Here is a 20,274-nt window from a genome sequence, read left to right as displayed (position 1 = left end):
CGGCGCAGCAACACCGATTGTTAGGCGCAAACATTTCTGTTGCCTGGCAATCGGAACCTGCTCTACACTGCCTGTCGTATGCACGCCTTACGCATACCTACGACAGAAAAGACAGGAGACAGAATGAATGACAAGCCGATCCGCCGGATCGTGATCGTGGGCGGGGGCACCGCCGGCTGGATGGCGGCGGCCCCGCTGGCGCAGCGCCTGGCGCGCCGCCCCGACGCCCCCTGCGAGGTGATCCTGGTGGAGTCGCCCGACATCGGCACCATCGGGGTCGGCGAAGCGACCTTGCCGACCATCCGCTACTACAATGCCGCACTGGGCCTCGACGCCGACGACTTCGTACGGCGCACCAAGGCCAGCTACAAGCTCGGCATCGAGTTCAAGGACTGGGGCCACCTCGGCAACCGCTTCTTCCACGGCTTCGGCGATTTCGGCCCCTCGCTCGACCGCCATCCGTCGCACTTGTTCTGGCTGCGCATGTCCACGCAGTTCGACAACATGCCGGCGCTGGAGAGCTGGTCGGTGTCCTCGATCATGGCGCGCAAGAACAAATTCGTGCCGCCGCACAAGGGCACGCCCTCGATCACCGACGCGTATTCCTACGGCTACCATTTCGACGCCGGCCTGTACGCGAACTACCTGCGCGACTACGCCGTGGCGCACGGTGCGCAGCGCCTCGAGGGCACGGTGGTGGAAGTTGAACAGCATCCGGAGAGCGGCTTCATCACGGCGGTCAAGCTGCGCGACGGCCGCCGGATCGAGGGCGACCTGTTCGTCGACTGCTCGGGATTCCGGGGCTTGCTGATCGAGGGGGCATTGAAGGCCGGCTACGAGGACTGGAGCGAGCAGCTACCCTGCAATAGCGCGCTCGCCGTACCCTGCGCCAGTGCGCCCACGCTCACGCCCTATACCCGCTCCACCGCCAAGGAAGCGGGCTGGATCTGGCGTATCCCGCTGCAGCACCGCACCGGCAACGGCCACGTCTACAGCAACGCCTTCACCAGCGACGAGCGGGCACGCGAGCTACTGCTCGACTCCCTCGACGGCTCCGCGCTCGACGAGCCGCGCCAGCTACGCTTCGTCACCGGGCGCAGGCGCAAGGCATGGACCAAGAACTGCGTCGCGGTGGGCTTGTCCGCCGGCTTCGTCGAGCCCCTGGAATCGACCAGCATCAGCCTGATCGAGACCGCGGTCGGCAAGCTGGTCGAGCTGTTCCCGGACCGCGACTGCCGTCCCGAACTGGCCGACGAGTTCAACCGCTACATGGGCGTGCGCTACGAATCGGTACGCGACTTCATCGTCCTGCACTACAAGCTGACGGAGCGCGACGATTCGGAATTCTGGCGCTACTGCGCCAACATGCCGATTCCCGACACGATTCGCCACCAGATCGAGCTGTTCCGCGAGACAGGGCGCGTCACGATCCTGGACCCGCACGGCTTCGCCGAGCCGTCCTTCGTGGCCATGCTGATGGGATTGGGCGCGGTGCCGAAGCGTTACGATCCTTTCGTGGATGCGGTGGACATCCGCGAGGTGCATGGGCATTTCGCGGGCGTGCGCGACATGATCGTGCAGGCCGTGGACCGAATGCCGACGCATGACGCCTATATCGCCGAGCAACTTCGCGCGAGCCAGCTGGGGGCAGCCAGCCCGCGCGCCGCCTGAGCGGTCCCTGCCCTTACCAGCCCATCCGCGCGCGGACCAATGCAGTCAGCTTCGCTGCATTGGCCTGGTGGTGGTGCACCCGCGGATGCTGGCCATAACCCGTATGCTCGAAGAACAGGGTGTCGATGCGCTTGTCGCCGTTCTCCTTGCGCATCCTCTCCACGGCCGCCGTGACATAGCCCGGCCAGGGTGAACCGGGCCGGGTCGCGTCCATGCTGCCCAGCGCGCACACGATGTAGGCCTGCGGGTAGAGGCGGCGGATGCGCTGCACGAACTGCTTGTAGGCCTCGACGCGTTGGGCATCGTTCGGCTCCGGCTGCAGCTTGTGGTCGCGGCCGATCAGCCAGCTGTCGTTCTGCAGCAGGTTGACCACCACCACGTCCGGCGTCCAGCGCGAGAAATCCCAGCGGCTGTCGTTGTCGCCGACGGCGCTCAGCTGGTCGTAGAAGTCCGGCATGGTGAACGGGAACCAGCTGATCATCACGCCGATGCCGCTCTGCGAGGTCATGTGCATCTCGGCCTTGAGCTGCCTGGCGGCGATCGCCGCATAGGACAGGAAGCTGTTCTTGTCCTTGCCGGCGTCGTCGCGGCCGTTGAGCGCGCCCTCGTTGCCCATGCCGCTGGTGATCGAGTCGCCGAAGAACTCGATCCGGCGCTTGGGCCGCGGCCCGGGCGGCAGCAGCCCGGCGCCGTCGTCGAGTTCCAGGCCGCGGAACCTTGTTGCGCCCTCTTCTCCCTCGGTGCGCTTGGTGATCAGGAAGCTGTGGCTGCCGGGCGCGAGCTTCTGCGCCACGACATAGGTCGCCTCGCCCTGCTTTGCTTCGATGACCAGGGGCGCCGACAGGTCGCCGTCCAGGAATACGTTGAAGTAGTTCCGGCCACGTTCGTCGTCCAGCTTGATGGCGAACGAGGTGCCGGTGAAACGGCCCGCGATCGAGGTATTCGGCCAGGAGATCACCGGCGCGTCCGCCTGCGCGAAGTCGATGCGGCCGGTGTACTGCAGTTTCGCGTCGCTCGGCGCGACCGGCGTGGCCGCCGTCGCCAGGCCGGCGTGCAGCATGGCCGCGAGGGCGAGTGGAAGAGTAAGACGTTTCATTGTGGCGCTTTCAGGAATGCCGGGAGCTTGTCCAGCGTGATGACCTTCGGATGGTGGTAAACCTTGTTCTTGTGCTCGGCCGTATTGTAATAGTCGCCCGACCAGAAGTTGCTCTTGTCGCGCACCCCGGCGCCGGCCCTGGCGTCGTTCCAGACCGTGAACCAGAGCCAGGGCGCCCCTTCCGCCAGCATCTTGTCGGGATCGGGGATGTAACTCGTTTCGGTGAGCGCCACCGGCCTGGCGCCGCGGCCGATCGCCAGCGCGCGGCGGTAGGCGGCGGCCTGGGCCCCGTAGCGCTTGCCGTCGCTGTCGTCGTAGATGTCCCAGCCGACGATGTCGACCACGTCGTCGCCCGGGTACCAGGCTTCGTCCTGCCCGTTCCACACCCAGATCAGGTTGTGCAGCCCGTGGTTTTTTACCAAACGGTCAAACATATGACGCCACAGCAGGATGCAGGCCCGGGCAGGCGACTCGCCGTCGCTGCGCGCGCGGCCCCACCAGAACCAGCCGTCGCCCTGGTGGCCGGCGGCTTCATGCAGCGGACGCCACAACACGGTGACGCCGGCGTCGGCCAGCTTTTTCAGCTTCGCCGCGACCAGGTCAATGCCCTCGTCGATCTGGCGCCAGGCCGGGCTGGCCGTATCCAGCCTGCCACCTGCCATCGGAATGGTGAAAGCGGTATTCCTGGCCGGATCCGGCTCGCGGACGTAGAAGTTGGCCCGGTTGCGGCCTTCGGTCCCGAGCAGCGCCGGGTCGCGCCAGTGCCAGCAGAAACTCACCAGGCCGCCGCGCCGGGCGAAGGCGATCGCTTCCTCCACCTGGCGCAGGCCGGAGGTCGTCGGCCCCCGCATCCCGGTGTTCATGAAGTCGTAACCCATCAAGGCTGGATACTTGCCGGTGTCGTCGAACACCCGCTGCGCCATGTCGACGCCGTCGTCCCATGTCAGGTCCTGCTGGCCGGCGATGACTTGCCGGCCCCAGATGCCGTGCAGCCAGGCATGCACGGCCTGCGCATGGGCGCTGGCCTGCGGGTCCGCCAGCGCCGGCGCCCTGCTCGCCGCGAGCGTCAAGGGGCTGGCCGCCGATGCGCACAGCGCGGCCAGCCCCTTGAGCAGCTTCCTGCGCGCCGTCACAGCTTGATGGTCACCGGGCGGCCATCGTAGCTGACCGACTTGTCGTAGGCATCCAGGTTGCTCGCAGCCGCGGTGCCCGGACGCAGCACGCGCACGCGGATGTCGCGTTTCACCGGCATGCCCTTGTACTGACCCACGCGCGCGCCGATGGTGACTACGCCGTTGCGGTCGTCATAGGTGAACGGGATGCGGCTGTACTCGCCGCGCGCGTAGGCGTTGGTGACGCCGTCGTCCTCGTACAGGCTGGCCTGGCCGTCGGCGCCGGCAACCACCTGCAGCACCAGCGGCGCATCCGGCTTCTCGTCCACGTACTGGGTGACCGGCCCGGTCGCGATCACGGCGCCCGCGCGCAGGAACAGCGGGATACGCTCGCGCGGCGCCTGCACGGTGATGGTATTGCCGCCCTTGTGGCGTTCTCCGGTATCGAAGTCGACCCAGTCGCTGCCCTGCGGCAGGTAGACTTGGCGCGAGCGCGCGCCGTAGCTGGTGACCGGCGCCACCATCAGGCTGGGGCCGAACATGTACTGGTCCTTGATGTTCTTTACCCGGTCGTCATGCGGGAAGTCCATCACCAGGCCGCGCATCATCGTGCCCGAGTGGTAGTGGGTGTCGGCCGCCATCGTATAAATATAGGGCATCAGGCGGTAGCGCAGCTTCAGGTAGCCGACCATGGCGTCGCGCATGCTGTCGTCGCCGGCCGCGATGTTGTAGATTTCGCGCTTGACCACCTCGCCGTGCGAGCGGAACAGCGGCGAGAAGGCGCCGAACTGGAACCAGCGCAGGTTCAGCTCGCGCCATTCTTTCATGTCTTCCGGATCGGCCTGTTTGGTGCCGGTCGCGCGGTTTTCCTGGGCCGAGCCGACATCGCCGACCTGGAAGCGCGTCTCCTGGGCATAGCCGCCGATGTCGTGGGTCCAGTTGGGGATGCCCGACATCGAGAAGTTGACGCCGGAGGCGATCTGGTCGGCCAGGTTGTTCCAGCGGCCGACGATGTCGCCGCTCCACACCGCCACCGAATTGCGCTGGATGCCGGCAAAGCCCGAACGCGACAGGATGAACTGGCGCTTGTCCGGCTGGTCGCGCCGCAGGTTCTCGGCGAAGCCCTCCGAGTGCACCAGGCTATAGGGGTTGAAGGTGATTTCGCCGGCGCCGTAGACGGTCGGGCCGATCAGCTGCTTGAAGTCTTCCAGGCGCGCGTTCGACAGAATGTCGGGCTCGGTATTGTCCATCCACCAGGCGTCGAAGCCCAGGTCGACCAGCTTGTGCTTCATCTGACGGTAGTAGATGTCGCGCGCTTCCTTCGTGTACGGGTCGTAGTGGCTGTTCTTGTAGCCCGGGCCGACCCAGTCGAGGTCGCCGTTCTCGACGTTCCTGGTCCACATATGGCCCTTGGCCGCCAGTTCCTTGTAGTTGTCGGTATTGGCGTAGAACTTGCCCCAGATGGAGAGCATGATGCGCGCGTTCTGCTTGTGCACTGCATCGACCATGCCCTTCGGGTCCGGGAAGCGCTTCTTGTCCCAGTCGTGCGAGCCCCAGCCGTCTTCCGGCCAGTAGAACCAGTCCTGCACGATGTTATCCAGCGGCCAGCCGCGCTTGCGGTATTCCGCCACGGTGTCGAGCAGCTGCTGCTGGGTCTCGTAGCGCTGGCGCGACTGCCAGTAGCCGTAGGCCCATTTCGGCATCATCGGCTGCTGCCCGGTCAGGTGGCGGTAACCGGCGATCACCCGGTCCATGCTGTCCGCGCTGATGACGTAGTAGTTGATCGCCTCGGCGATTTCCGAAGACATCGTGAGCGAATGGCGCTCTGGCTGCGGCAGCGGGTTGTTGTGCGTGATGGCGATCATCCCGCTCGACACCTTCCAGTCGAGGTGCAGCTTGACCGGCTTGTTCTTCTCGAACTTGACCTCGAAGTTGTGGTACCACGGGTTCCAGCCCATGCGCCAGACGTCCATCACTTCCTTGCCGTCGATGGACAGGCGCGCGTAGTCGGACGAGTACAGCTGCATCTTGTGCACGCCGGGCTTGTCGCTTGTCAGGCTGCCTTCCCAGACCACGCGCGCGTCCTTGAGATCCTTGAGCGGCGGCAGCTCCTTGGGCCAGTTCTCCGCCACGTCCTTCAGGTATTGATAGGCGATGTCCTTTTCCTTGCGGGTGAGCGCCAGCTTGCCGTCGACGTAGTAGCGGGCGGTCAGCCCGCCGGGCTTGCCTTCGGCGTCGCGCAGGACCAGGTCGCGCGACATCCAGGCGTAGGGCGTGGCGTCGCCGAAGCGCGAGATGCTGTTGTTATCCCACAGCAGGCCGTAGTTCTTGTCCGAGACCACGAAAGGCACCGAGGCGATCATGTTGTGCTGGGCCAGCAGCACGTCTTCGCCGTTGTAGTTCATCTGCGAGTTCTGGTGCTGGCCCAGGCCGTAATAGGCGTCGCGGGTGCCGTGGTTGAAGCCCTGCTTGATCGCGAAGAACGGCTTGCCGCCCACCGTGACCGGCTTCATGCTCTCGGCGTCCTGCTGCAGGATCGGCTTGCCCGCCGCGTCGAAGAAGGCCACGCGCCCGTCCTTCAGCGACACCGTGGCGGAAATCCTTCCCGCCTTGAGCAGCACCGCCTCGTCCTTGCCGGCCCGGGTGGCATTCACGGTGAAGGTACAGGCGCAGGGGGTGGCGACCGTCATCAAGGAAGGCGTGAGCGCCTTGCCGGGCGCATCGAACTTCACGACCTGGATGATGTTGTCGCTCATCAGGTTCAGGCGCACCAGCTTGGCGGCGCCGCGGTCTGGCATGACCTCGATGCCGGTGGCGGTCTTCTGGTAACTGCCGGCGAGGGCTTGGGTGGCTGCGCACAGCAGCAGGACGGCGCTCGCCATTCGGGTGATTTGCATTGCGGGTCTCCTGGTGATCGTTTTTTATTTCGGTCAAGGTTGGTAGGTGCCCATCCTGACCTTCAGCACGGTAGGCAAAGCCGGCAGGTTCAGGCCGTAATCGGTCTGGTCGCCGTTCCAGTTGCGTTCCATGATCCACTTGCCGGCGGCGTCGAAGCGCCCCTCCTCCACCCGCGCGTACATCGCCGGCTTGTCGCCCGCGGAGGACAGTTTCACGCGTGCGCGCTGGCCGACCAGCACGAACTCGGCGGGCCCGATCTGCGCGATCGCCACGCCGCCGCCGGGCAGTTCCGTGCCCTCGGCGTATTCGTTCTTGTCGCGCAGGTATTGGCGCTCGCCGAACTGGAATTCGCGGAAGGACACCGTGGCCTTCCACCCGTCCAGGGCGAGGATTTGCGGCGCCCGGTCGTCGCCCTCCGCCACGCCTTGGGTGCGGCCCTCGAAGGCCCAGCGCGCCCACAGGCGCGACATCGGCGCAAAGGCCGCATACACCTGGGCGAAGGGCTCGACCATGCGACGGTCCGTGTGCTTCGAGCCGAGCGGATAGTTGCTGTAGCTGGCGTAGTCGATCCCGAACGGCACGACGCCGAGCGCGCCCTTGCCGACGATCTGCCAGACGTAGCGCGCATAAGTGGCGGCATTGCCCATCTCCGCCACCAGCAAGGCATTGTCCGGACGCTGGAAGCTTTCCAGCACGGCGCCCACCTTGCCGGACTCCGGCATGTAGATGTCGGGCGCGGCGAAATCGATGTGGGGCGCGGCAGCCTTGTAGATGCCGAGCACGTCCCAGGTCGGGCCGCCGCTGGCGAAGTCGCCTTTCCACGGTGGGGGCAGCTGGTCAAGCTGGCCCGGCAGGCCCGGCTGGCCCGGCTCGCGCAGCGCATTGTTGACGAACATCGGCAGGTCGTAGACGGCGCGCCCGGCTTTCGCGATCTCCTCGATGTAGCTGGCGATCGCCCAGGTGTGGAAGTACTGCTCGGCATAGTCGCCGTACACCTCGCTCCAGCTGCCCTGTGCCGGGCGTCCCGCGGGTGCCGGCTGGCGGGCCAGCACCGCGCCCGGTACCGCCTGGCGGAACGCCGCTTCGGCGCGGGCCCCATGGTCGCGCGCCAGGCCGTAGGTGCCGACCTCGTTCTCGACCTGCACCATGATCACGGTGCGCTTGCCGGCGTCGATGTCGCGCAGGTGGCGCATCAGGGCCACGAAGGCCTTCCTGTCGGCGGCGAGCGTGGCTTCGCCGAAGGGCGACAGGCAGTAGCTGGCCTTGCCTTCCTGGTCGCGCATGCGCGGGAAGCGCGCGTTGTCGAACTTCACCCACTCCGGCGTATAGGCCGGGCCGGTGTTCTTCCAGGTGCCGAACCACAGCAGGACCAGGCGCTTGCCATGCGCCCTCGCCTGGGCCACCAGGGTATCCACGTAACTGAAGTCGTAGCGCCCTTCCTCGGGCTCCACCTGTTCCCAGGCGACCGGAATCGCCAGCGTATTCGCCTGCGCATCCTCCAGCGCGGCCCAGACCTTGGGCAGGGCTGCCGGGTAATTGCTGGAGTTGTGGGCCTGGCCGCCCAGGATCAGGAATGGTGCGCCGTCCACCAGCAGCGCGTGGCGTCCCTCGCGTTCCACCAAGCGCGGCAGCTCGGAATCGGCTGCTGCCGCCGGCGCCACCTGTACAAGCTGCGCCAGTGCCAGCGTTGCTGCCAGCGTCCTGAATCGGTTCATGCTGTCTCCTGTCGGACCCTTGCAGGGCCTCTCAATCGGTATTCCGTCGGCAATTCGTGCCAGCATCGTAAGTCAGCCGTACACAGCATTGCAAGCAAAATGTTCACGCTAACATATCAGTACCGATATGCTTGCCGCTGTTTGCCCTGGAAAAACTTATCCAGCGACCGGATTAGCAGTGAGGAGCAGCATGCGTATTCCGGCTAGAGAGTGCTTCAGTCAAGCTGGATTCGACCTCACCTCACTGGACGGATGCAGCTCGCGGGACGATTCGCGTAGCAAACGCAAGAAAAATCCTCAAGTCATGAAATCGATTTCTTGACCTTGCGCAATCTATTGCGTACTGTAGAGATGGTGTGACATCGATTGCAGTGACACAAACGCCTGGCGGCGGATGGCGCCCCTCCGGTAATTCGCCAGCCAGCGCGTTTCGCATGTCGCCACGTGGCCACTTCGCCGCATTGAGTGTTGTGCATTAACAAAACTTACACGCTGTTCAGGTTTCGGCGCTAAAATTATGGTAGCGTACAACATCCAGTGTTAGCAGGGCCGTCGATGCAGTCGCGGCGCATGGCGGCCTGGCAAATAAAAAAATTACCTACATCAGGAGACAACGTGAGGAAGTTCCAGAAAACAGCGATCGCTGCAGCGGTCGCGCAGATCGCCGTCGCCTATAGCGGCGCAGCATGGGCCCAGACCACCAATACCAGCGCGGAGGAGCCGGTCGTCCCTGCGACGCAGGTGGTCAAGGTGTCCGGCCAGCGCGCAGCGCTGCAATCGGCCCAGAAACTCAAGCAGAATTCCGACGAGGTGGTCGACTCGATCGTCGCCGAAGACATCGGCAAGCTCCCCGACCGTTCGGTCACCGAGGTGCTGCAACGTATCGCCGGCGTCACCATGGACCGCAACATGCCGGGCGACCCGAACCGCCAGGCGGTCGAAGGTTCCGGCGTGTCGGTGCGTGGCCTGACCTACGTGCGCTCGGAAGTCAACGGCCGCGACGCGTTCTCGGCCGGCGGCGGCCGCTCGCTCGGCTTCGCCGACGTGGCGCCGGAACTGATGGCCGGCGTCGACGTCTACAAGAACCCGTCCGCGGAACAGATCGAAGGCGCCCTCGCCGGCCTGGTCAACCTGCGCACCGCGATGCCCTTCGACTTCAAGGGCCTGAAGGGTTCGCTGGGCGTGTCGCAGACCTACTCGGAGCTGAACAAGGCCAAGGGTCCGACCGGCGCCCTGCTGCTGTCGAACCGCTGGAACACCCCGCTCGGCGAATTCGGCGCCCTGGTCGACTTCGCCTATGCGAAGAATCCGACCCGTACCGACGCCATCGGCATCGATCCGTACTTCCCGCACGTGAACTCCCGCAACCCGGCCCAGTACAACCGCGACGCGACCAAATGGCTGCCGCTTGGCGGCGGCCTGCGTTCGCAGGACTTCGAGCGCGTCCGCCGCGGCGACTACGCCGCGTTCCAGTGGCGCCCGACCCGCGACGTCACGGCTGGGCTGACTTATTTCAAGACCGACTACCAGGAAGACCTGAGCGAGCGCGTGGTCGCCTCGTCCGAAGACAAGTGGTACCAGCAGGTGGCCGGCGCCGACACCGTCTATGACGACAAGGGCGCCTTCCAGAGCGGCACGATCGCGAACCCGACCTACGGCGGCTCGCCGTTCAACAGCTCGCGCCGCATCAACCAGCGCACCTCCGGCACGCGCGACCTCGCGCTGAACGTGCAATGGCGCGTGACGCCGGACCTGACCTGGACCAACGACATCCAGCACGTCCGCTCCACCACCGAGGGCTTCGACGCCGACGTCTCGACCGGCTTCATCCTGCCGAACCAGTCGATGGACCTCAGGGGCAGCATTCCGAAGATCGGTCTCGGCTCGGCTGAGTTCATGGCCGACCCGAAGAACTACTACTGGGCCTATACCCAGGAAGCGCTCGACCGCGCCAAGGCCGAGCAGAAGACCTGGCGCAGCGACGTCAAGTTCTCCTTCGACGATCCGGTGCTGCGCGACATCCGCTTCGGCGTGCGCATGGCGGACCGCGAGGGCGAGAACAACAAGGCACAGAAGTTCTACAACTGGTCCTCGATTACCTTCCCGTGGATGGAAGGCTGGCAGATTCCGGGCGTGGCGCGCCTGAGCGACCCGCGCTTCGCGGGCGGCACCGAGCTGGCGCAGATCGACAACTTCTTCGGCGGCAAGGTATCGATTCCGGCGATGCTGTATCCGACCGATGCACTGGCACGCGACTTCCCGAACGGCTGGACCAAGCTGCACGGCTACCACACCATCCTGTGCCAGGAGCAGGCGGCCGCCCAGGGCTGGGGTACCTGCGACACCTGGAAACCATCCACCTTCGACACGCCGTCGGCACGCAACCTGCAGACCGAAAAGACCCGCGCCGCCTACACCCAGCTGCGCTTCGGCTTCGACGACCTCAAGTATCCGATCGACGGCAACATCGGCATCCGCTACGTGAAGACGACGAACACCACGAACGGCTACATCGCGTACGACCCGACCAACGTCAGCATTCCTGGCGACGTGCCGGTGGAAGGCGTGGACACCCTGGTCAACATCGCCAAGTTCGAGACCCCGCGCAGCACCGATACCGGCTACCACAACTGGCTGCCGAGCCTGAACCTGCGCATGAAGGTCAGCGACCAGCTGCAGTTCCGCTTTGCCTGGGCCAAGGCGATGTCGCGTCCGGACTTCAACCAGCTGCAGTCCCTGACCACCCTGAGCTCGCCGGCGAACCAGCTGACGATCAAGGATCCGGTCACGCTCGCGGACCAGCGCGTCGTCTTCAGCGGCAACAACCTGACCGGCAACAGCGACGGCAACCCGCTCCTGAGGCCGACCACCGCGACCAACATCGACCTGACCGCCGAATGGTATTTCGCGCCGGGCGGATCGCTGACCTTCTCGGCCTTCGACAAGGACATCAAGAACATCGTCGTGAACACCACCTACGGTTACACGGTGAAGGATGTCAACGGCCAGGACCGGACCTTCGCGGTCACCCATCCGATCAACGGCGCCCACGGCTTTGCCCGCGGCTTCGAGATCGCGCACCAGCAGTACTACGACTTCGTGCCCGACTGGCTGCGCGGTATCGGCACCCAGGCCAGCTGGACCTATGTGTCGAGCGAGCGCAAGCTGGACAAGCCGGTGCCGGCCGCGTTCTGCGCGGGCAGCGACCAGTCGAACATGAACCTGTCGATCAACGGCTGCGACACCGACGGACGTCCGTTCGGCAACACGCCGCTGCAAGGCCTGTCGCGTCACACGGTCAACTTCGCGGTCATGTACGAGAAGAACGGCCTGTCGGCCCGCCTGGCGTACAACTGGCGCTCGCGTTACCTGGTCGCCGTCAACACCTGGGGCAGCCGCGGCAACAACGGCCTGAACACGAACCCGGACGCCGGCGCACGCTTCCTGATCCCGACGCCGAACAACGACCAGGCCTACGGCCTGCCGCTGTGGCAGGACGATTACGGCCAGCTGGACGGTTCGATCTTCTACGACTTCACGGACAAGTTCCGTATCGGCCTGGAAGCCCAGAACCTGAACAACGCCAAGACGCGCCAGGTCATGCAGCAGCATGCCGGCATGTTCACCCGCCAGCTGTTCATGAGCGGTCCGCGTTACACCATCCGGGCGCAGTACTCGTTCTAAGCCGCGCTTCTGCGTCTTAGTACGGCACGCAAGTTCGTCTCTCCTGAAGTCGCGGTTCCGCCATGCGGACCGCGGCTTTTTTTTCTCTTTTCATCCATTAATCACCAGACAAGGAGCATTCCATGCAGATCCAAGGCGACATGATCATCGGCAGGCGCAGCGTGCGCGGCGCCGCGGGCGTCGTTCACGCCATCGACCCGGCGCGCCACGCTACCCTCGAACCGGGCTTCGGCCTGGCTTCCAGCGCAGAGCTGGAGACGGCCTGCACGCTGGCCGAGCAGGCCTTCGACAGCTACCGCGCCCTGCCCCTGGAGCGGCGCGCCGCATTCCTGGAGGCCATCGCCGCGCGCATCCTCGACCTCGGCCCGGCCCTGATCGAGCGCGCCGGCCTCGAATCCGGCCTGCCGCAGGCACGCCTGGAAGGCGAGCGCATGCGCACCGTCAACCAGCTGCGCCTGTTCGCCAAGGTGGTCCGCGACGGCCACTTCCTGGCGGCGACCCTCGATTCGGCCCTGCCCGAGCGCACGCCGCCACGCCCGGACCTGCGCATGCGCAAGATCCCGCTGGGCCCGGTCGCGGTCTTCGGCGCCAGTAACTTCCCGCTCGCGTTCTCGGTGGCCGGCGGCGATACCGCGTCCGCCCTTGCGGCTGGCTGCCCGGTGGTGGTCAAGGCCCATAACGCCCACCTCGGCACCTCGGAGCTGGTAGCACGCGCGGTGCAGCAGGCCGCCATCGACTGCGACATGCCGGAAGGCGTGTTCTCGATGCTGATCGGCGAAGGCAGGAGCATCGGCACCGCGCTGGTGGCGCATCCCGCGATCAAGGCCGTGGGCTTCACCGGCTCGCGCCAGGGCGGCCTGGCCCTCATGCGCACCGCCGCCGCACGTCCGGAACCGATCCCCGTGTATGCGGAAATGAGCAGCGTCAATCCCTTCTTCCTGCTGCCGAACGCGCTCGAGGGCAAGGCTGCCGGGCTGGCGCAAGGCTTCGTCGATTCGCTCACGCTCGGCGTCGGCCAGTTCTGCACCAATCCGGGCCTGGTGGTCGGCCTGGAAGGAGAGGCATTCAACGCATTCAGCGTCGCGGCTGCCGAGGTCCTGCAGCTCAAAACCGCCGGCACCATGCTCACGCCCGGTATCCACAAGGCCTATGTCGAGGCGGTCGAAGCCCGCTCCGCCGTGCCGGGCGTGCAGTTGCTGGCGCGCGGCGCGGCAGCCGGCGCGGAGGGCCCGGCATGCGCAGCGCAGCCGGCCCTGTACGGGTGCGACGCCGCCACCTTCCTCGCTACCCCTGCGCTGGAAGAAGAGATCTTCGGCCCAGCCGCGGTGATGGTGCGCTGCCGCGACGAAGCCGAACTGCTGGCCGTGGCCGCACACGTCGAGGGCCAGCTGACCGCGACCGTCCACGCGACGGCGGCGGACGGCGCGCTGGCGGCAAGCCTGCTGCCCCTGCTCGAGCGCAAGGCGGGCCGCATCCTGTTCAACGGCTTCCCGACCGGCGTCGAGGTGTCGCACGCCATGGTACATGGCGGCCCCTTCCCCGCCACCTCGGACAGCCGCACCACCTCGGTCGGCGCCACCGCGATCGACCGTTTCCTGCGCCCGGTGTGCTACCAGGCCGTACCAAGCGAACTGCTGCCGGAAGCGCTGCGCGACGACAATCCGCTGGGCCTGGCCCGCGTGGTCGACGGGGTGCTGAAAACCGCAAGCTGACAAGGCACGCGGCAAGTAGAAAATCCAGGCGCATGCGCCTGGATTTTCTTATCCTGGCAACGCGGCGCCGCAGCCCAGGGGGCGAACACGGCGGCCATATTAATACCAGGACTATGGTCGTGTACGTCCGCTATCGACCCAAAGCGGACATGAATGCTCAAGACTGCCGACAAGCATCAACGTTTCGTTCTGCTATTTTTGTACCCTACGACAAACCAAATTGCAGAAGCGACAAAAAAACCCATCGCCGGAATGTATTGTCTAGTGAGAAGAAGCAAACTTGAAGTGCATAAGGAGCAGACACTAGCAAGGAACGCGACTTTAGATTTAAGTTTAGATTTATTCAAGGTTGACTCATCAATCTCAGCGATTGTCAAATTGCTGGCTATGTCTGCTTTTGGCCGATAGCGGACCTCAGCTCAGTGTACGGCCTTGTTGCTGCCGGAACAAGCGAGAGGTTTCGTTGGGCGTCCAGGTAGAACTTGCGGCGCGCCATCTGGCGCCCGCCGCTGGAGCGTGGGTGGGTCACTTCAGTTGAACGATCGCTGCATATAGTCATCGGATGATGCACAGCTCACGCAGACAGCGCCAACGAAAAAGCCAGGTGCTCGTGCACCTGGCTTCGTCGATTGCGTGCATGCGGCGCCGTCCGGATGGCGCCGGTTCGGTTCAGCGGCGTCCGGTACGCGTTGCCACGTCCAGCCACACCGCCAGGGTCAGGATCAGGCCCTTGACGATCATCTGCCAGTAGGTGTCGACGTCCAGCATCGACATGCCGTTGTCCAGGCTGGCCATGACCAGGGCGCCCACCAGCGCGCCGTGCACGGTGCCGGCGCCGCCGCGCATCGAGGTGCCGCCGATGAAGCAGGCGGCGATCACGTCCAGCTCCGCCGACATGCCGGCCGAGGGCGAACCCGCAGCCAGGCGCGCAGTGTTGATCAGGCCGGCCAGCGCGCACATCAGGCCCATCAGGCCGAAGATCCAGAGCTTGACGGCGCGCACGTTGATGCCCGACAGGCGCGTCGCTTCCATATTGCTGCCGACGGCGTAGATGCGGCGGCCGAACACGGTCTGGCGTGCGATGTAGCTGAACACGCCCAGCAGGACCAGCAGGATCAGCACCGGCAGCGGGATGCCTTCATAGCTGTTGAAGGTGCTGATGAGGCCAGCCAGCACCACGCCGATGATGGCTACCCGGGCCACGCTGCGCCACAGCGGCAGGACCGGCAGATTGTGGCGCGCCTGGCTGGCGCGCTGGCGCCAGGCCAGTACGCAGGCCAGCACGAACAGGCCGGCGCCGAGCAGCATGCCGAAGGCCGGCGGCAGGTAGGCCTGGCCGAGCTGCTCGAATTCCGGCGAGATCGGGGCGATGGTGGTGCCGTCGGTCAGTCCGAGCACGATGCCGCGGTAGGCCAGCATGCCCCCCAGCCCGACAATGAATGAGGGTATCCCCGCATAGGCTGTCAGGTAGCCGTTCAGGAAGCCGAGCAGCATGCCGCCCGCCAGCACGATCGCCATCGAGATCGGCAGCGGCAGGTGGTGGACGACATCCAGCACGGCGGCCAGTCCTCCTAATAGCCCGAGGAGCGAGCCAATCGACAGGTCGATCTCGCCGGCGATGATGACGAACACCATGCCGCAGGCCAGGATGCCGGTCACCGACATCTGGCGCATCAGGTTGGACAGGTTGCGCGCGGAGGTGAAGCCGCCGTCGGTCTTCCAGCTGAAGAAGGCCCAGATGATGGCGATCGCGACCAGCAGGGCCAGGATTTTATACTGCGTGAAAATCTGCTTGAAGCTGATCCCCGTGTTTGTCGCCGCCCGTGCCGCGCCCCCCTGGGCCGCCGCTGGCGCGTGTACTTTGTCTAGCATCATTTCACCTGTCCGATTGCAGCGCCCAACACCATTTCCTGGGTCAGGCCTTGATTAAGGAAATTCCCACGCAGCTTGCCCTCGCCCATCACCAGCACCCGGTCGGAGACGCCGAGCACCTCGGCCAGTTCGGACGACACCATGATGATCGAGATGCCCTGGGCGGCCAGTTCGAGGATCAGCTTGTAGATCTCGAACTTGGCGCCGACGTCGACCCCGCGGGTCGGCTCGTCGAGGATCAGCACCTTCGGCTGGGTCAGCAGCATCTTGGCCAGCACCGCCTTCTGCTGGTTGCCGCCCGAGAGCGCCGTGATCGGCAGCGCCGGGCTGGCGGTCTTGAGCGCCAGGCGGCGGATCTGCTCGCCCACCTCGCGCGCTTCCAGGCCGTCGTCGATGCGCGAGAGCTTCGAGAAGCGGTCCAGCACCGACAGGGTGATGTTCTCGCCCACCGACAGGTCGCGCACGATACCGTGCTGCTTGCGGTCTTCGGGCACCAGGGCAAAGCCCGTCCCGATCGCCTTGAGCGGCGTCGAGGTGTCGACCCGCTGGCCGTTCAGCCACACTTCGCCTTCGTAGGCGCCTTCGTAGGAGCCGTAGATCGCGGTGACCAGCTCGGTGCGGCCCGCGCCCACCAGGCCGGCGATCCCGAGGATCTCGCCGCGGCGCAGCTCGAAGGACACGTCGTCGACCTTCTTGCGCTGCGGCTGGTCCGGGTCCCAGCAGGTGACGTGGCGCGCCTCCATCACCACCTCGCCCACCTCGTGCGGGAGCGAGGGATACAGCTGGTTCATCTCGCGCCCGCACATCTGGGCGATGATGCGGTCCACGTTCATCTGCTGCATCGGCGTGGTGGCGATGTGCTTGCCGTCGCGGATGACCACGATGGTGTCGCAGATCGCCGCGACTTCCTCGAGCTTGTGCGAGATGTAGACGCAGGCCACGCCCTTGGCCTTGAGGTCGCGGATGATCTCGAGCAGCACCTCGATCTCGCTGGCCGTCAGCGAAGCCGAGGGCTCGTCCAGGATCAGCAGGCGCGCCTGCTTGTTCAGGGCCTTGCCGATCTCGATCAGTTGCTGGTGGCCGCCGCCGTAGTTCTTCACGGGCAGTACCACGTTGACGTCGGGGAGCTTCAGTTCGCGCAGGATTTCCTCGGCGCGGCGGTTCATTGCGGGATAGTCGAGGCGCCCACCCGGCAGGGTCAGTTCATTACCGAGGAAGATGTTCTCGGCCACGGACAGTTCGGGCACCAGCATCAGTTCCTGGTGGATGATGATGATGCCGGCGTCCTCGGTCTCGCGCACCGAGCGCGCCCGCAGCGGCTGGCCGTCGAGCAGGATCTCGCCGTCCCAGCTGCCGTGCGGGTAGACCGCCGACAGGACTTTCATCAGGGTCGACTTGCCGGCGCCGTTCTCGCCGCACAGGCCGATGCACTCGCCGGGACGGATCGCCAGATCGATCCCGTCGAGCGCGGGGACACCGTCGAATCGCTTCGCGATGTCCTTCATTTGGAGAAGATAGGGTGACATTCAAGACTCGTTCAGGTGCACCGCCACGCCGATCGTCTCCGACCGGCGCGGCTGGCGCAAAGTGCCGACAGCCGGTGGATTACTTGCCGGCCAGCTGTGCCTGGGTGTAGAAGCCGTCCTTGACCAGCAGGTCGACGTTCGACTTGTTCAGCAGGACAGGCTTGAGCAGCAGGCTGTCGACGTTCTTGACGCCGTTGTGCATCTGGGCGTTGTAGGCCGGCTTCTGGTTGCGCACCAGCTGCACGGCGACGTTGGCCGCGTTCGAGGCTAGGGCGCGCAGCGGCTTGTAGACGGTCATGGTCTGGGTGCCGGCGATCACGCGGCGTACCGCCGCCAGGTCGGCATCCTGGCCCGACACCACCACCTTGCCGGCCAGCTTCTGGGCCGCCAGCGCCTGGATCGCGCCGCCGGCGGTGCCGTCGTTGGAAGCGACCACGGCGTCGATCTTGTTGCCGCTCGCGGTCAGCGCGTTCTCGACGATGGCCATCGCCTCGGACGCGCTCCAGTCCTTGACCCATTGCTTGCCGACGATCTTGACGTCGCCCTTGTCCACCAGCGGCTGCAGCACCTTCATCTGGCCTTCGCGCAGGATCTTGGCGTTGTTGTCGGTCGGAGCGCCGCCCAGCAGGTAGTAGTTGCCCTTTGGCTTGAGGTTCACCAGCGACTGCGCCTGCAGTTCGCCGACCGCCTTGTTGTCGAACGAGACGTAGGCGTCGACATCGGCATTCAGGATCAGTCGGTCATACGAGACTACCTTGATCTTGGCCTTCTTCGCTTCGCGGATGGCGTTGTTCAGCACCGTGGCGTTGTAGGGAACGATCACCAGGACGTCCACGCCGCGCGAGATCAGGTTTTCGATCTGGGCGATCTGGCGCTGCTCGCTGGCGTCGGCCGATTGTACGTACACCTTGGCGCCCAGCTTCTGGGCGGCGGCCGTGAAGTAATCGCGGTCGCGCGCCCAGCGCTCCAGGCGCAGGTCGTCGATCGAGAAGCCGATCTTGGGATTGGTGGCATCGGCGTGGGCAACGCCGACGCCGCCCGTGAACAGCATGGCGCAGGCCAGGCTGACGGCCTTGATCATCTTTTTCATTATTACGTCTCCTATTGATTTCTTATGTTGCCTTGCGGTCCAGCGCTGCAGCGGCTTCTGCCATTCTGATCAAAATCCCGCCGCCGCGCCAGCCCGTCTTATCGTTAGTGGTTATGGCGCGGCATGTCGTGGCCCACGCCGCGATAAGGCAGCGCCAGTTCCATGCAGGCGCCGGTATGCAGCTGGCCCACGGTGGCGCGGTAGATCTGCTGCCACGGCGTCTGGTTGGGCGGGATCGCCGGCGGGTCGTCCCTGTGGCGTGCTTCCATTTCCACATCGGAGATCAGCACGTCGCAGCGTCCCGCGTTCAGGTCCACGCGCACGATGTCGCCGGTGCGCAACAGCGCCAGGTTGCCGCCGGCCGCGCTCTCGGGCGAAGCGTTCAGGATCGACGGGCTGTCCGATGTGCCGGACTGGCGGCCGTCGCCCAGGGTCGGCAGCGCCATGATGCCGCGCTTGATCAAGGCATCGGGCGGCTGCATGTTCACCACTTCGGCCGATCCGGGCCAGCCGATCGGGCCGGAACCGCGGATCACCAGCATGGTGCGCTCGTCGATCTCGAGCGCCGGATCGTTGATGCGGTGGTGGTAGTCGTCCGAACCGTCGAACACGACCACGCGGCACTCGAAGCGGTTTTCCGCGCCGGGCTCCGACAGATAGCGCTCGCGGAAGGCCGGTGAGATCACGCTGGTCTTCATGATGGCGAAGTCGAACAGGTTGCCCTTCAGGACCAGGAAGCCGGCACTGTGCTTGAGCGGATCGGCGAAGGGACGGATCATCTCGCGGTCCCAGCTTTCCTTGTCCACCAGGTTCTCGGCCATGGTCTTGCCGGTCACGGTCGGGCGCTGCGAGCGCAGCAGGCCCTGCTGCTCGAGCTCCCACATGATGGCCGGCACGCCGCCGGCGCGGTGGAAGCGCTCGCCCAGGTATTTGCCGGCCGGCTGCATGTTGAGCAGCAGCGGCACGTCGTAGCCGTATTCCATCCAGTCCTCGGGCGTGATCTCGACGCCGGCATGGCGCGCCATGGCAACGATGTGGGGCTGGGCGTTGCTCGAGCCGCCGATCGCGGCATTGACCACGATCGCGTCCAGGAAGGCCTCGCGCGTCAGGATGGTCGAGGGACGGACGTCTGCATGGGCCAGTTCGACGATGCGGCGGCCGGTGTCGTAGGCCATCTGGCCGCGTTCGCGGTACGGGGCGGGAATCGCCGAGCAACCGGTCAAGGACATGCCCAGTGCTTCGGCCACGGCGTTCATGGTCGAGGCGGTGCCCATCGTGTTGCAATGGCCGGCGGAGGGCGCCGAGGCAGTGGCGATCTGGATGAATTTCTCTTCGTCGATCTCGCCTGCTGCCAGGCGCTTGCGCCCTTTCCAGACGGCGGCGCCCGAACCGGCCAGTTCGCCTTCGAACCAGCCATCCAGCATCGGGCCGCCGGACAGCACGATGGCCGGGATGTCGACCGTGGCGGCCGCCATCAATTGGGCCGGGGTGGTCTTGTCGCAGCCGGTGGTCAGCACCACCGCGTCGATCGGGTAGCCGTGCAGGATCTCGACCAGGCCCAGGTAGGCCAGGTTGCGGTCCAGCGCCGCGGTCGGGCGGCGGCAGTTTTCGAAAATCGGGTGCAGCGGGAACTCCATCGGGATGCCGCCGGCGTCGCGGATGCCGTCGCGCACGCGCTTGGCCAGGTCCAGGTGGATGCGGTTGCAGGGCGCGATGTCGCTGCCGCTCTGGGCGATGCCGATGATCGGCTTGCCCGAGCGCAGTTCGTCCGGGGTGATCCCGTAGTTCATGAAGCGCTCCAGGTAGAGCGCGGTCATGTCGATCCGCTCGGGGTTGTCGAACCAGTCCTGGGAGCGGAACCGGCGTGGCTTCTGTTGTTGGTCGTCGTGATTCATGTT

The 20,274-nt window shown here is 65.6% G+C and carries 12 protein-coding genes; 4 read left to right on the top strand and 8 right to left on the bottom strand.

The annotated features are described in order from the left end of the window. The first annotated feature begins 123 nt into the window (after nucleotides 1-123). Nucleotides 124-1,671 carry a tryptophan halogenase family protein gene (locus tag ACK6C6_RS09950; protein WP_409267153.1) on the top strand — a complete coding sequence of 516 codons (1,548 nt, stop codon included), beginning with the start codon at nucleotides 124-126 and terminating at the stop codon, nucleotides 1,669-1,671. A 13-nt stretch (nucleotides 1,672-1,684) separates the two neighbouring features. Here ACK6C6_RS09950 and ACK6C6_RS09945 read toward each other — a convergent pair whose 3' ends face one another. Genes ACK6C6_RS09945 through ACK6C6_RS09930 form a run of 4 tightly spaced genes read right to left on the bottom strand, consistent with a single transcriptional unit; the run spans nucleotide 1,685 to nucleotide 8,492 of the window. Then, nucleotides 1,685-2,767 carry an SGNH/GDSL hydrolase family protein gene (locus ACK6C6_RS09945; RefSeq protein WP_209586486.1) on the bottom strand — a complete coding sequence of 361 codons (1,083 nt, stop codon included), beginning with the start codon at nucleotides 2,765-2,767 and terminating at the stop codon, nucleotides 1,685-1,687. Beyond that, nucleotides 2,764-3,900, bottom strand: a complete 1,137-nt coding sequence (locus ACK6C6_RS09940; protein ID WP_409267152.1) for a glycosyl hydrolase — start codon at nucleotides 3,898-3,900, stop codon at nucleotides 2,764-2,766. The genes ACK6C6_RS09945 and ACK6C6_RS09940 overlap by 4 nt, the downstream gene beginning before the upstream one ends. After that, nucleotides 3,897-6,776 (bottom strand): TIM-barrel domain-containing protein, encoded by a 2,880-nt coding sequence (locus ACK6C6_RS09935; RefSeq protein WP_409267151.1) that lies wholly within the window; start codon nucleotides 6,774-6,776, stop codon nucleotides 3,897-3,899. Before ACK6C6_RS09935 ends, ACK6C6_RS09940 begins: the two co-directional genes overlap by 4 nt. A gap of 33 nt (nucleotides 6,777-6,809) precedes the next feature. Beyond that, nucleotides 6,810-8,492 (bottom strand): DUF5597 domain-containing protein, encoded by a 1,683-nt coding sequence (locus tag ACK6C6_RS09930; RefSeq protein ID WP_409267150.1) that lies wholly within the window; start codon nucleotides 8,490-8,492, stop codon nucleotides 6,810-6,812. A gap of 615 nt (nucleotides 8,493-9,107) precedes the next feature. Here ACK6C6_RS09930 and ACK6C6_RS09925 point away from each other — a divergent pair. The 3 genes from ACK6C6_RS09925 to ACK6C6_RS09915 all read left to right on the top strand — a co-directional run bounded on the left by ACK6C6_RS09925 (nucleotide 9,108) and on the right by ACK6C6_RS09915 (nucleotide 14,296). Further along, nucleotides 9,108-12,176: a TonB-dependent receptor gene (locus ACK6C6_RS09925; RefSeq protein ID WP_409267149.1), complete on the top strand. Its 3,069-nt coding sequence runs from the start codon at nucleotides 9,108-9,110 to the stop codon at nucleotides 12,174-12,176. A 122-nt stretch (nucleotides 12,177-12,298) separates the two neighbouring features. After that, complete coding sequence (locus ACK6C6_RS09920) at nucleotides 12,299-13,888, top strand: aldehyde dehydrogenase (NADP(+)) (RefSeq protein ID WP_409267148.1); 1,590 nt, start codon at nucleotides 12,299-12,301, stop codon at nucleotides 13,886-13,888. Between the two features lie 153 nt (nucleotides 13,889-14,041). Further along, nucleotides 14,042-14,296 (top strand): hypothetical protein, encoded by a 255-nt coding sequence (locus ACK6C6_RS09915; protein ID WP_409267147.1) that lies wholly within the window; start codon nucleotides 14,042-14,044, stop codon nucleotides 14,294-14,296. Nucleotides 14,297-14,557: 261 nt separating this feature from the next. On the opposite strand, the gene ACK6C6_RS09910 is transcribed toward ACK6C6_RS09915, so the two are convergent. From ACK6C6_RS09910 to ACK6C6_RS09895, 4 genes are all read right to left on the bottom strand, one after another. Further along, nucleotides 14,558-15,763 (bottom strand): sugar ABC transporter permease, encoded by a 1,206-nt coding sequence (locus tag ACK6C6_RS09910; protein ID WP_409267146.1) that lies wholly within the window; start codon nucleotides 15,761-15,763, stop codon nucleotides 14,558-14,560. Further along, on the bottom strand, nucleotides 15,760-17,286 hold the full coding sequence (gene xylG, locus ACK6C6_RS09905; RefSeq protein WP_409267145.1) for a D-xylose ABC transporter ATP-binding protein: 1,527 nt from the start codon (nucleotides 17,284-17,286) through the stop codon (nucleotides 15,760-15,762). The genes ACK6C6_RS09910 and xylG overlap by 4 nt, the downstream gene beginning before the upstream one ends. A gap of 79 nt (nucleotides 17,287-17,365) precedes the next feature. Beyond that, on the bottom strand, nucleotides 17,366-18,376 hold the full coding sequence (gene xylF, locus ACK6C6_RS09900; RefSeq protein WP_036217551.1) for a D-xylose ABC transporter substrate-binding protein: 1,011 nt from the start codon (nucleotides 18,374-18,376) through the stop codon (nucleotides 17,366-17,368). Nucleotides 18,377-18,480: 104 nt separating this feature from the next. Then, nucleotides 18,481-20,271 carry an IlvD/Edd family dehydratase gene (locus ACK6C6_RS09895; protein WP_409267144.1) on the bottom strand — a complete coding sequence of 597 codons (1,791 nt, stop codon included), beginning with the start codon at nucleotides 20,269-20,271 and terminating at the stop codon, nucleotides 18,481-18,483. Nucleotides 20,272-20,274 lie beyond the last annotated feature (3 nt).

The organism is Massilia sp. BHUDP2 (genome assembly GCF_046236355.1).
Lineage (GTDB): Bacteria > Pseudomonadota > Gammaproteobacteria > Burkholderiales > Burkholderiaceae_D > Telluria > Telluria varians.
Note: the sequence above shows the minus strand (reverse complement) of the source record. Positions and strands in the feature narration are given on the sequence as shown.

Bases quoted from the DNA above. Each gene is read 5' to 3' on its own strand.
- ACK6C6_RS09945 (WP_209586486.1), bottom strand. From the start codon at position 2,767: ATGAAACGTCTTACTCTTCCACTCGCCCTCGCGGCCATGCTGCACGCC.
- ACK6C6_RS09910 (WP_409267146.1), bottom strand. From the start codon at position 15,763: ATGATGCTAGACAAAGTACACGCGCCAGCGGCGGCCCAGGGGGGCGCG.
- ACK6C6_RS09930 (WP_409267150.1), bottom strand. From the start codon at position 8,492: ATGAACCGATTCAGGACGCTGGCAGCAACGCTGGCACTGGCGCAGCTT.
- xylG (WP_409267145.1), bottom strand. From the start codon at position 17,286: ATGTCACCCTATCTTCTCCAAATGAAGGACATCGCGAAGCGATTCGAC.
- ACK6C6_RS09950 (WP_409267153.1), top strand. From the start codon at position 124: ATGAATGACAAGCCGATCCGCCGGATCGTGATCGTGGGCGGGGGCACC.
- ACK6C6_RS09920 (WP_409267148.1), top strand. From the start codon at position 12,299: ATGCAGATCCAAGGCGACATGATCATCGGCAGGCGCAGCGTGCGCGGC.
- ACK6C6_RS09915 (WP_409267147.1), top strand. From the start codon at position 14,042: ATGCTCAAGACTGCCGACAAGCATCAACGTTTCGTTCTGCTATTTTTG.
- xylF (WP_036217551.1), bottom strand. From the start codon at position 18,376: ATGAAAAAGATGATCAAGGCCGTCAGCCTGGCCTGCGCCATGCTGTTC.
- ACK6C6_RS09935 (WP_409267151.1), bottom strand. From the start codon at position 6,776: ATGCAAATCACCCGAATGGCGAGCGCCGTCCTGCTGCTGTGCGCAGCC.
- ACK6C6_RS09895 (WP_409267144.1), bottom strand. From the start codon at position 20,271: ATGAATCACGACGACCAACAACAGAAGCCACGCCGGTTCCGCTCCCAG.